Source organism: Chloroflexota bacterium, from assembly GCA_014360905.1.
Classification (GTDB): domain Bacteria; phylum Chloroflexota; class Anaerolineae; order UBA2200; family UBA2200; genus JACIWX01.
This window is the reverse complement of the sequence record JACIWW010000041.1, coordinates 1-12,549: the sequence shown is the minus strand read 5'-3', so window position 1 is coordinate 12,549 and position 12,549 is coordinate 1. Positions and strand designations below refer to the sequence as shown.

Genomic DNA, 12,549 nt, shown 5'->3' with positions numbered 1-12,549 from the left:
CAGCCTCTGCCAATAGCTGCGCTTTGATCTCTGCACGGGTGCGTTTCATCTTAGATTCCTTTCTCTTGAGCTTCGATTCTTCCCTACATTATGCCCCAAATTTGCCCCCAAATTGAAATACACCCTCCTTGTAACTGTCCAGGACATGGGAGCAAAGGCCAGTTATGGCTCTGTGATGGGTATCTATAGGGACGGTTGAGAACAACAAAGCAATATACCACCCGCGAATCTTTTTTCCACAATTTGCCGATATGTAGTTTGGGGCGTATCATTATAGGCCAAAGAAACAATCACCAACGCTGCAAGGAGAACATGTATGCATGCCAATGCCCTCGAGGAATTGGTCACACAGGCCATTAATTATTTGGTACCCATTGTAGAGGCTTGCGGTGCAGCGATCGTCATGCTCGGTGTGATCCGCACCATCATACATCACATCCGCGATCGGCTTCGGCTGGACCTGGATTGCCTGCCACATCTGCGCACGCAACTGATAGAGAGTTTGATCATGGGTCTCGAGTTCCAGTTGGCCGCCGATGTGCTCAAGACGGCTATTTCTCCAACCTTGAACCAAGTTATTCTATTGGCAGCGCTGATCGGCCTACGTGCTGCGTTGAGCTACTTGCTGGAGCGCGAGCTTCACGTAGTCTGTGCAGAGTCGCACTCGGGACAACAACACAGGGCTGAACACAGCGCAGAAGAAACTTAGGGCGACAATAAGTCCGGCACAAAAAGCAGAGCCAGGTGGCCGATTTCATGGGTCACCTGGCTCCTGTCATGAGACATGCCTGGGGGCAATGCAAGCGCCGAAATTTGTTTGTGGGTACCGTAGCTAAGCTACGCCTTTCTCGATCCCTGGAACTTGGCAACTAGGTCTATCAAACCACGGATGGCCATTCCTGAGCCGAAGGCTATCGTCCCCAGCTTCCCGCCGGTGCCGCCGATGAACGGGTTAGCGAACATATACACGAGCGCAGCGGATAATCCCACAAACGCCATCGCCACAAGGTTGGGGATGCGCTTGGTGTTGGACATTCCGGCAAATGATGCACATATGGCCATCACTGCCAGCGTCTTTCCGACATCGCCATGGATTGCTGGGAGCAAAATACCAGCAGCCAAGCCTACTACGCTAGAAGCCATGACTGGCGTCTGCTTGCGCATGTTATTTAGATAATACGTGAGTACCCCGGCAATAATGGAATAAAGCACCAACCACTGACCTACATCCCACTTGGGCACGGCTGGATGGGTAAACTCCGTGGAGAGACAGATGGCTGTAAACACGCAGCCGCTAGCTGCAATGGCACCCAACTTACCCCCAAAACCGCCAAAGACTGCCAGCGTCAGAATATAGAAGATGCCCGCCACAATGCCAGCAAAGATAATGTGCCCATAGGCTGGCAGGAGAGTGGTGCCAGCCATGCCAACGAACGACCCGGTATAAGCAGGCGCGGCATAGTCTGGGAACAGCACTGCAGCCGCCAGTCCTACCACAGCCGAGCCTATCACTAGGCCCTGCTTCAGGTCTACATTAATCCAGTGCGAAAGGACAGCGCCTATCACAACGGCGAGAAGATTGAACAGGTTCTTTTGCGTGAAAAGCGCGTCCATTTTGGCTGTCGGGAGTCCCTTGCCCTCGTTGAACAGAGTGAACAAAAGCCCAATGAACCCCAGAGTCAGCAGGATGCCCACAATAGGCTGTAGAACCCAGGCATCATAAGCAGCAAAGCCATAAACTAAAAAGGCAAGAACAGCCAGGAATAGAAAACCAATTATTGACGCAATCTTGTTCATGCTTGCCCTCCTCTTAAGGATGATGGATTTTTTGCAAATGGGTGTATCACACTTAGCGATGAAAATCTGTGCTGAGAAACTACGAGTAGTATAGTAACGGTTCACCTCCTTTGTTGCAAGTAACAGATAGCCCTCGCTTCGCTGGACTACAAAAGGTACAGCGGAAGCGCAGCAACGATGCTGCGCTCCCGCTGAAACTATTTATACCTTCTCGACGCGGACAGCCGCCACTTTGTATTCTGGGATCTTGGACACGGGATCAAGGGCGGCGATGGTCAGCAAATTCGCTGCTGCTTCCCTGAAGTGGAACGTCATGAAAACCACTCCTGGCTCAGTTCGTTCCACGACTTCTGCCTTGGCGATTACTTCACCTCGCCGTGAAGCAACCCGCACCAGGTCTCCATCCGCAATGCCCAATTTAGCCGCATCCTGGGGATTGATCTCAACCAACGCTTCCGGATAAAGCTGGTTCAGACCGTCTATACGGCGGGTCATGGTGCCGCTGTGGAAATGGTACAAGACACGGCCCGTGGTGAGTACAAATGGATACTGCTCGTCTGGGACTTCTTTGGCTGGTTCCCACTCGACGGCATGGAACTTGCCCAGCCCGCGGGAGAATTTCCCCACGTGCAGAATCGGAGTGCCGGGATGGTCGGTGGTGGGGCAAGGCCATTGCAGTCCAACTTTTTCGATCCGCTCATATGTAATACCACCATAGCTCGGTGTAACCGCGTTGATTTCAGCCATGATTTCCCTTGGGCTTGCGTAATCCCAGCTTGTAAATTTGCCTTTAGACCTATCCACATCCAGGCGTGCTTCGACGCGTTTCGCCAAATCGCAGATGATTTGCCAATCGGGACGGGCGTTACCGATAGGCTCGATCACCTTGCGCACAAGCTGTACGCGTCGCTCGGTGTTGGTAAACGTGCCCTCTTTTTCCACAAAGGACACGCCTGGCAGCACCACGTCAGCCAGTTCGGCAGTATCGCTCATAAAGATTTCCTGCACGACCAAGAAATCCAATGCCTCCAGACATTGGCGGGCATGGTTAAGGTCTGGGTCAGTCATCATGGGGTTCTCGCCGAGGATGAACATGGCCTTAACCTCTCCCCTCTCAGCAGCATGGAGCATTTCAACGATGGTGAGACCGACCTTCGTGGACGCAGTATTGCCCCAGGCCTCTTTGAACTTGGCTTGTGCAGCCTCATCTACAATCCGCTGGTATCCAGGGTAGAAATTCGGCAAGCCGCCCATGTCGCAGGCCCCCTGAACGTTATTCTGCCCGCGTAGTGGATTCACGCCACCCCCAGGGACGCCCATATTGCCAAGCAACATTTGCAGGTTAGCCGTTGACAGGACATTTTGGTGTCCCTTAGTATGTTGCGTAATGCCCATTGCATACAGTAGCGCACCTGGCCTATTGGCAGCCAAGATGCGTGCCGCTTTGCGGATGTCCTCAGCGGGCACACCGGTAATGCTTTCCGCATATTCCGGCGTGTACTTGGCGACAGTCGCTTTGAGTTCCTCAAAGCCTTCGGTGCGGTTGGCGACAAATTCCTTGTCATATAGGTCCTCAGCGATCAGCACGTTCATAATCCCATTGAGCAAGGCAATGTCGGAGCCGGGTCTGTGCTTGAGATGAAGGAAGGCGAAGTCAGCCAGAGGGATGTCACGAGGGTCGGCTAAGATCAACTTCGCTCCTCTCTTTGCTGCCTGTCGGAGGCGCATACCGATTACTGGGTGTTGCTCTGTCGTGTTGGAGCCAATCACCAGATAGGAATTGGCTTGTGTGGTAATGTCCTCGATGGAGTTCGTCATGGCTCCGGAACCGAAAGCGGCGACCAGACCGGTCACCGTGGAGCTATGTCAGAGGCGCGCACAGTGGTCAACGTTATTCGTCTCCAACACCGCTCTGGTGAATTTTTGTAGGAGATAGTTCTCCTCATTCGTACACTTGGCGGATGTCAGGACGGCGATAGCGTCGCCACCGTACTTTTTCTTCGTCTCCGCGAGTTTATCTGCGATCAGGTCCAAAGCCTCATCCCACGTGGCAGGGACGAACTGGCCATCTTTCTTAATCAAAGGTTGTGTGAGCCGATCAGGGTGGTTGACGAATTCGAAGCCAAAGCGACCTTTCACACAAGAGGCACCGTTGTTGGGCGGCACATCCCAGTGAGATGACGCTTTGACAATCTGGTTATCTCTGTACCAGTAATCGAGTTGACAGCCTACACCGCAGTAGGGGCATGTGCTCCTGACCTTTTGCAACTGCCAGACTCGCCCTTTGCCAAGAGCCTGTTTAGGTAGCAGCGCACCGGTAGGACACAGTTCTACACACATGCCACAGAATTCGCAAGGGCTGTCTTCCAAGTTGCCATCGAAGGCTGTGCCGGGTTTGGAGCGGAAACCACGCCAGACTATGCCAATTGCCTCCACACCATTGATCTCGTTGCAGGCGCGCACACAGCGACGACAGAGAATGCACTTGTTATAGTCCCGCAGGATAAATGGGTTGGGGTCATCAACTGGATAGGCGTGCTGCTCACCAGGGAAGCGTGTTTCCTTTACTCCATACTCGTACATGAGGTCCTGCAATTCACAAGAGCCAGTCGAATCACAGGTCATGCAATCTAGTGGGTGGTCGGATAACAGTAGCTCCAGTACAAAACGCCGTGCCTCGATAACGCTTGGGGAGTGAGTCTGCACTTCCATTCCCTCTGTGATGGGGAATGTACAGGCTGGCTGCAGCGTACGCTGTCCCTTGATTTCGACCAAGCACATGCGACAGGCCCCAATGGGAGCTAATGCGGGATGGTCGCACAGCGTGGGTATTTGTATGCCCGCCTGTTTCGCTGCCTGGAGTACAGTGCTACCTACTGGCGCACTAACTTTGCGGCCGTTGATTACAAGATTGACCATTGCCATTGGTTGCTTGCCTCCTTTTTGGATTTTAGCGTCCTTGTCAGAAATAGCGATCAACTAATGTAGGATAATATACTGAGATTGCTGCAGTGTGACAAATCAGATAGCGATACATCTTTTGTGTTTTCGCTATCTGATTTGTCACTACTCCTGCTTAAACAGTTTCCTTTTCCGCAACTTCTTCAGCCTTGGCTGCACGCAAGGCTTCGTGTTCAAGATCGCAGCGCAGACAGCGCCTTGCCTCCTCTCGAGCTACTTCTTCGGTAAAGCCCAGCTCGATTTCGCTAAAGTTGCTTACGCGCTTCTCTGGAGCCTGGGTAGGCATCGTCGGCCGCTTAGCTTGAGCGTATTCCTCGGGATTCCATGCGGCCTCAACTGTGCGGTAGGCTAGCCAGGATTCCTTGGATTGCTGCTTGCCTTGCTGTAAATAGGCGTCTACGGCCATAGCAACTTTGTTGCCCTGAGCGACAGCTTCGATCACCGTAGATGGACCTAGCACTGCATCCCCTGCCGCAAAAATGCCTGGCCGTGAGGTCTCCAGTTTTCTCCCCACTTTGAACGTGCCATCGCGGTTGGTCGCTGGGCTGTCGCCGTTCAAGCAGGACAAATCTGGGGCCTGGCCAATGGCCGGAATGATGACATCTATGTCCATAACATATCCTGCGCCCTCGATAGGTATGGGACGGCGCCGCCCGCTCTTGTCGAATTCCCCCAGTTCCTGTGGCTGCAGCTCGACGGCAGTCACTTTCGTATCTCCTAGGATGCGGATGGGATTGGTCAGGAAGTGGAATTTGACGCCTTCTTCCTCAGCTTCGCGGACCTCAAGGTCCTGGGCAGGCATTTCTGCCCGTGTACGGCGGTAAACAACATGTACTTCTGAAGCGCCGAGGCGCAAGGCAGTGCGCGCTGCGTCAATGGCGGAATTGCCGCCGCCTATCACAGCTACACGCTTGCCTTTCATCTTGGGTGGCTTGCCCAAGGCAACATCTTTCAAGAATGTGGTAGCATGTATCACGCCTTTCAAGTCTTCGCCGGGAACGCCAAGACGGCGGCTGCTGTGCGCGCCGATAGCCAGCACAACAGCGTGATAACCCATTTTGTCAAACAGTTCATCTAGCGTAAAGTCCCTGCCTAGCGCAGTGTTGAGCACAATGTTGACCCCAGTGCGCCGGATGTTATCAATTTCAGCATTAAGGATGTCGCGCGGCAATCGGTATTCTGGAATGCCAAGGGCCATCCAACCACCTGCCACTGGTGCGGCCTCGTAGACTGTTACCTTGTAGCCCCACTGAGCCAAGCGTAACGCCGCGGTCAGTCCGGCAGGACCAGCGCCAATGATTGCAACCTTCTGACGTTTTGGTTCTTCAAGCAGTGGTGGCGTCCAGGGATTCTTCATCTCCTGATCAGCCATGAAACGTTTGAGTTGGCGGATGGCAACGGGTTCATCCAGTTCGCCACGACGGCAGCGCCGTTCGCAAAAAGCGGGGCAAATGCGTCCGCAGACCAAGGCAAATGGGTTGCGTTGGCGGTGTATCTCCAATCCCTCGGCGTATTTGCCTTGGCTGATGAGCGTAACATAACTTGGCACATCCACACCGGCTGGGCAGGTATTGCTGCAGGGTGCCCGCACCAAATCTCTACATACCCCGGCTGGACAATGCTTATCGAGAATGTGCGCTTCAAACTCATCATGGAAGTAGCGCAAGGCAGCTTTCACCGGCCCGGGCGTGAGTTGCCCTAGTGCGCAGAGCGAATTGGATTCCATGCCCATGGACAGTTGGTTGATCAAGTCCAGGTCCTCCATCGTGCCTTTGCCTTCGGTAATTCGGGTAAGCACTTCCAGTAGACGTCGTCCACCCACTCGGCAGGGTACGCATTTGCCACAAGATTCAGCGGTGGCGAATTCGAGGAAGAACTTGGCAAACTCGACCATGCAGGTGTCTTCGTCCACTACAATCATACCGCCGGAGCCCATCACCGCACCAATTTCTTTGAGCGAGTCAAAGTCTACCGGCGTGTTCAGCGCCTCAACACCGAGACAGCCGCCCAATGGGCCACCGGTCTGCACGGCTTTGAATTTCTTGCCCTTGAGGATGCCGCCACCAATGTCAAAGATGATCTCACCCAGGGTGATGCCCATGGGCACTTCTACCAGCCCGGTATTGTTCACCTTGCCAGTCAGGGCAAAAATGGCTGTGCCGGTGCTGCGCTGCGTGCCGATGCTAGCGAACCAGTCCGCGCCTTTGAGGATAATCTGCGGCACATTGGCGTAGCTTTTGACGTTGTTGATATTGCTGGGCTTGCCCCATAGACCCGAAACAGCAGGGAAAGGCGGACGGGGACGTGGCTCACCCCGCCGGCCCTCGATGGATGCCATCAGAGCAGTCTCTTCGCCGCATACGAAAGCGCCCGCGCCTTCTTTGAGAGTGAGATGAAAACTGTGGCCACTGCCGAGAATATTGTCCCCCAACAATCCATATTCGAGACACTGGCTGATAGCGAGTTTGATGCGCTTAATGGCCAGGGGGTACTCAGCGCGGCAGTAGATATAGCCTTGGTGTGCTCCAATGGCATAACTGGCGATGATCATCCCTTCGATGACGCTGTGGGGGTCTCCCTCTAGGATGCTGCGGTCCATGAATGCTCCTGGATCGCCCTCATCTGCATTGCAGATGAGATATTTGGGCTCTCCCTTCGCCTTGCGGCAAAATTCCCACTTCAATCCAGTGAGGAAACCCGCGCCGCCGCGTCCCCGCAGGCCAGAGCGTTTGACTTCTTCGATGACCTGGTCTGGGGTCATTTCCGATAGCGCCTTGCTCAGGGCGGCATAGCCATCGCGAGCAATGTACTCGTCAATGCTCTCTGGGTTGATCAAACCGCAGTTACGCAATGTGATGCGTATCTGTTTACCATAGAAAGGCACATCCTTGTAGAAAGGCACTGATTGATGCGAAATGGGTTCTTTGTAGGTAAGTCTAGGCACTACCCTGCCCTTAACTAGTGTTTCCTCCACAAGATGTGGCACATCCGAGGGCTGAACTTGACAATAGAAAATGCCTTCAGGGTAGATGATCATGACTGGACCCATGGCGCAGAAACCACGGCAGCCAGTTTGCACTAGCCTTACCTCATCCTCCAGGCCCCTCCGCTTGATCTCCTGAGCCAATGCTTCGAATACCTCAGGCGATTTTGATGCCGCGCAGCCCGTACCGCCACAAACAAGGACGTTGGCTCGATACAATGCTTCCGCCATTAGATTCCTCCTAGATTCATGGTATCTTCATCAGACAACAGAATGAGCCTCCGCATGAGTACGATTGCGGAGAAACAAAAATTTGCCCTAGGACCGCTGTTACGAGGTGGTAGGCAGACGCCCCACCACCCACTCTTCCACCACGTTGCCCTTGATCAGGTGCTCCTCGATAAGCCGGGGTACCATGTCTGGCTTCACGTTGCCATAGGTGATGCGTGGCTTGCCTGCCTGCTCAATGTCCACCAGCGGCTCCTTGACGCACATGCCAATGCAGCCGACAGTGGTCACATGGGCCTCGATCTCGCGCTTTTTCAATTCCTCGAGAATGGCGTGCATAGTCTCACGCGCACCAGCAGCAATACCGCAGGTGCCCATGCCTACCGTAATCTTGGTACCGGTTTCGAGACGCACTTTGATATCCTTTTGTGCTTCCTCGCGTAGCTTTTTCAAATCTTCCAATGTTTTCAGCTTTGGCATCAGAAAGCCTCCTCTTCTCGCAATAGTCTCTCTGTAAATAGTAGCGCGGCATCGCATTCGACCAAGTAGCGACTATCTCGCGCTACTTATGCCTTATCTATTTCGTTTCAGAACTCTGCAGCGTTGCAAGTCCTTCCCTGAGTGTCGTTTCCAGCCATCCCCGTATCATTGGATGGGAAAGAGGGACGTCACCCAGCTCCTGGCGTATTTCCGCTGTGTCGAACTCGAAAGTTCGCTTGTCAATGACATGCTTATAGTAAATATCCACTGGTCGTTCGGACATCAGGACGGCTAGCAAGGTTGCTGTCATATCACCCAAAGGAGCGCGATCAATGTGGCTGTGCTGGAATGTAACTTCCACCGTCGTCCCTATCCCGGGTTGCGATTGAATGTACAGCGCGCCATTGCATTGCTGGGCTGCTGCGGCAAACAATGGCAATCCCAGACCCACATGTCGTGTAGTACGGGTGGTAAAGAAGGGATCCAGTACCTTCTTGACCATATCCTCGCTCATGCCGCGTCCATTATCCTTAATCGTAATTCTCAGAATGTCGTTCTGCAAGTCCTCCTCAATGAGCAACTCGATGCGCGTTGCCCCAGCCTCTACTGAGTTTTCGAGTGCATCTAAGATGTGCAAAGACAACTCGCGCACTAGTGTAGATTTCTCACTATGTCGATCATTTTTTCTGGCACCAGGTGCCCGACGACCTCATTGTCTACCATGGCGGTGGGTGCCAATCCACACGAGCCTAGGCAATAAACCACTTCGTACGTGACTCGGTAATCCGGGGTGGTTTCCCCAGCCTTAATGCCCAATTCCTGCTGAATGGTTTGAATGATTTTCGCGGCGCCACGCACATGGCATGCTGTACCATCGCATTGGCGGATGATGTGTTTGCCACGCCTTGTGAGGTAGAACTGCGCATAGAAGGTTACTACCCCATATACCTGGCTCAGTGGCACTTTCATGCGTTCGGAGATCCTCTGCAGCACCTCCTTCGGCAGATAGCCATAGATCTCCTGTGCCCGCTGCAAGACGGGGATCACGGCCCCCTTCTGGGTTTGAAATTCCTCGAAGATCGGTTCCAAAAGGCTCAGGTCCAAGGTTTCTTCAGTCACGTTGCAACATCCTCCTTAACCAAGCTTGATTATTATGACTCAAATGGTGCTTTGCATAGGCATTTTACTAGCCCAATGCACACAACAGACAGGCTCTATGTTGCCAGTACCTTTACTTTTCGCCCTTGCTCGCCACGCAAAGCCAGCGAAATCTCGGCGATAGTTGGTTCCGCAAGAGTTAGTATAGTAAGATTGCACATTTCATCCAGACGGTGAGCATCGCCAGAACAAATAAACGAATATCCCACCAACGAGGGATGGTGATGTTGCAGTTCGTTCGCGTTAGCCCACCGTGTGATTTCCATTGCAGCAAAAGGAACGCCTGGCGGAACAAAGCCCAGGTTGGCCAACAAACTGAAAGACGGGCGGTCTATGTGCGCTGCAATGCACAGTCCTCCCCTTTGCACTACGCCTGTTACCACTTCCTCGACGGAGAGGGAAGTTGCTGTTGACAATAGTTTCTCGTTGTAACGCACAAAATCACCCGTTGCATCCACCACGAATTGGGGGCCAAAAAACTCGGGGTTGTTTCGGAGGGGAGGCAAATGAGCATAGACCACATCCTGCCAGTCCAATACCTGCTTGAGTGAATCAAACAGACAAAGCAGGTGCACCTCTTCCTTGGTCTGAACCTCCATCCCCGGGAGTACCCTCAACTCGAAGCCTTGTGCCGCTTCCATAACCGCAGCCACGTTCTCCGCTGAATTGTGATCTGTGATAGCGATAATCCCCAAAGCCAGTTCGCCTGCGCGCTTCACAATCAAGGGTGGTATCATTTCCACCTCAGCGCAGGCGGATAAAACAGTGTGCACATGTAAATCAGCCAGATAAGGTCTCAAGGTCAAAGGATCCAATCCTGATGACAGAATCCCAACCGAAGCATCATTTGGCCATTTGGATTTCGTCATTTGTCGTTGGTTATTTCTACACCCTGAATGCCTAGTTGGCCCAATTGGGCTACAACAGTAAACGTTGTATGAGGAGTTGTCAGGATTGGAACTCCTTCCTCATTTGCCTTCTCCAAGGTAGCTACATCCAGGGGCATGCCCTCTGTCACAATGATACCAGCTAGTTGCAGGAGGGAAGCAACGGCAACGATGTTGAGATGTGATTGCAGAGTCACCCAAACGTTGCCTTTGCGTGCCTTGGCCATCACGCAACTGAGCAAATCTGATGCATATCCTCCTGTTACTGGAGTATCCAATTTTTCGCTCGCTGTCTGCACAGATAAGGACAGACTTTCTGCAATCTCACCTAGTGTCATGATGCCCCCTCACTGTAATCACATCGAGCCTATGCCAATTTACGCAAGGTTAATAATGATCTCCAGGCGCGTGCCAATGCCTACTTTGGAATCCAAATTCATCACGTCGGCACATGCCTTGATGTTGTTCAAGCCCATTCCCGCGCCAAAGCCTAGCTCGCGGATCCAATCAGGAGCGGTGGAAAATCCTGGCTGCATGGCTTTCTCGATGTCGGGAATACCCGGGCCTTGATCTACTGCAACGATTCTGATTCTTTCAGGCTGGATCTCAGCAATAAGTTCCCCACCCTTAGTAGTGTGGATGACCAGGTTGGTCTCCGCCTCGTAGCTGGCTACCGCAATGCGCCGCACTGTAGCGGGTTTAGCTCCCAGCCTTTCCAGGGCGCGTTTTAGTTTGCTGGCAGCCTCCCCGCAGTGCATGAAATCCTGTGAGCGCACTTTGTAACGTAGGATTAAGCCCGTCTGATCTGAAATGATATCCTCAAAGATATGACTAGCCCGATAACGGTGGATCTCCTCCTCATGATAGTCCATTTCCAACTGGCGGAGCAGACCGCGTGCGATATCGCCTTGAGTCAGAATTCCGACCAATTTTCCTTCTCTATTTATTACGGGCAGCCGTCCGAAACCAAAGCTAGCGAACTTGTTGAGTGCCTGCACAATGCTCTCATCGGCATACACAGTCTGGATGTTTCTGGTCATCTTCTCGCCGATGGCGACATCAATTTCGCCCGTTTCGAGCGCTTTAATCAAATCTTCGATGCTTATGATACCAACTAGTTCACCGTCGCTCAGCACCGGAGTGCCAGAAATACGGTTAAGACGAAGAACCTCCTTCAGGTGACGCAGAGAGTCCTCGGGAGAAACGGTGATGACTTTCCGCGTCATCACCTGCTCGATTTTCAACTCGTATACCAGCTCCTGGAGTTTGGTTACCTCCGGGTGCGGCTTCGTTTCTCCCTTTGACTTCTCTTCCTGAACTTTGGTGACCACCATCGTTGCTTGGTCCTTCTGCTCTCTGCACTAATGCCTCATTGCATCAGATCGCGCCAATTGACTAACAGGATGTCGAAGAATCATTAGACCAGAGGTCAGACGTCAATTGAAACAAGCCGCAGCTCGGGAGTTTCGCCTGATACAGCCGACCACATGTCTCGTACATGGTGTACTTCGAAGCAAGGAGTGGAATTCCCTTTTCTTCCGCCAGGGCAACTGTTTCAGGTGGGGGCAATTTGCCGCGCACAAACACGATTGCGACGATACCAGCCATTTCGGCAGTGCGGACGACTTGTGGGTTAGTTAGACCGGTCATGAGCAAAGTCCCGGCATGTGTAAAAGCAAGCACATCGCTCATCAGATCGGCTCCACAGGCCATGGACACTTCCTTTGAGAGGTCTGCATTGGATGATATCACTTTTCCCTCGATAATAGATAGCACCTCTGCTAGAGTCATCTTTTTCATCCCTAATGGTTCCTAATCACTATTTGCCAAGGTATGTCACATCGTCCGGAGCAACGGCTAAGACGAATCTGTGAAAAGTATCACAAACGAATGCGATTATACCACATTGCCTAAAGCTTGTCAAATCGTACTGCGCTTGCGCCAACAGATCGTTACCAGGTGGTACAGGCGATTTTGACAAAAGGGGGTGCTCCTGTGGTAAAAGAATTGTGGAAACAACTGCACCAGGAGGAGCACCGCCTATGGCCGATCTGG

At 52.7% G+C, this 12,549-nt stretch carries 11 protein-coding genes; 1 reads left to right on the top strand and 10 read right to left on the bottom strand.

What is annotated here, in order from left to right:
* Positions 1-316: 316 nt before the first annotated feature.
* Complete coding sequence (locus H5T67_12405; GenBank protein MBC7246106.1) at positions 317-709, top strand: DUF1622 domain-containing protein; 393 nt, start codon at positions 317-319, stop codon at positions 707-709.
* A 128-nt stretch (positions 710-837) separates the two neighbouring features.
* On the opposite strand, the gene H5T67_12400 is transcribed toward H5T67_12405, so the two are convergent.
* The 10 genes from H5T67_12400 to H5T67_12355 form a co-directional block, all read right to left on the bottom strand.
* Positions 838-1,797, bottom strand: a complete 960-nt coding sequence (locus tag H5T67_12400) for a hypothetical protein (protein ID MBC7246105.1) — start codon at positions 1,795-1,797, stop codon at positions 838-840.
* 201 nt (positions 1,798-1,998) lie between these two features.
* A complete protein-coding gene (gene fdhF, locus H5T67_12395; GenBank protein MBC7246104.1) occupies positions 1,999-4,722 on the bottom strand; it encodes a formate dehydrogenase subunit alpha in 2,724 nt (907 codons plus the stop codon).
* A 151-nt stretch (positions 4,723-4,873) separates the two neighbouring features.
* Entirely contained in the window at positions 4,874-7,972 is a 3,099-nt protein-coding gene (gene nuoF / locus H5T67_12390) for an NADH-quinone oxidoreductase subunit NuoF (GenBank protein MBC7246103.1), read from the bottom strand.
* A gap of 99 nt (positions 7,973-8,071) precedes the next feature.
* Entirely contained in the window at positions 8,072-8,449 is a 378-nt protein-coding gene (locus H5T67_12385) for a (2Fe-2S) ferredoxin domain-containing protein (GenBank protein MBC7246102.1), read from the bottom strand.
* Positions 8,450-8,546: 97 nt separating this feature from the next.
* Positions 8,547-9,101: an ATP-binding protein gene (locus H5T67_12380; GenBank protein MBC7246101.1), complete on the bottom strand. Its 555-nt coding sequence runs from the start codon at positions 9,099-9,101 to the stop codon at positions 8,547-8,549.
* The gene (gene nuoE, locus H5T67_12375) at positions 9,101-9,568 is read right to left on the bottom strand and encodes an NADH-quinone oxidoreductase subunit NuoE (protein ID MBC7246100.1); all 468 of its coding nucleotides are present in this window, start codon (positions 9,566-9,568) and stop codon (positions 9,101-9,103) included. The genes H5T67_12380 and nuoE overlap by 1 nt, the downstream gene beginning before the upstream one ends.
* A 95-nt stretch (positions 9,569-9,663) precedes the next feature.
* A complete protein-coding gene (locus H5T67_12370; protein MBC7246099.1) occupies positions 9,664-10,413 on the bottom strand; it encodes a PHP domain-containing protein in 750 nt (249 codons plus the stop codon).
* A 59-nt stretch (positions 10,414-10,472) separates the two neighbouring features.
* Positions 10,473-10,832: a serine kinase gene (locus tag H5T67_12365; GenBank protein MBC7246098.1), complete on the bottom strand. Its 360-nt coding sequence runs from the start codon at positions 10,830-10,832 to the stop codon at positions 10,473-10,475.
* Positions 10,833-10,871: 39 nt separating this feature from the next.
* Positions 10,872-11,828, bottom strand: coding sequence for a CBS domain-containing protein (locus H5T67_12360; GenBank protein ID MBC7246097.1), 957 nt, complete (start codon positions 11,826-11,828; stop codon positions 10,872-10,874).
* Between the two features lie 61 nt (positions 11,829-11,889).
* On the bottom strand, positions 11,890-12,285 hold the full coding sequence (locus H5T67_12355) for a hypothetical protein (GenBank protein MBC7246096.1): 396 nt from the start codon (positions 12,283-12,285) through the stop codon (positions 11,890-11,892).
* Between the last annotated feature and the right edge of the window lie 264 nt (positions 12,286-12,549).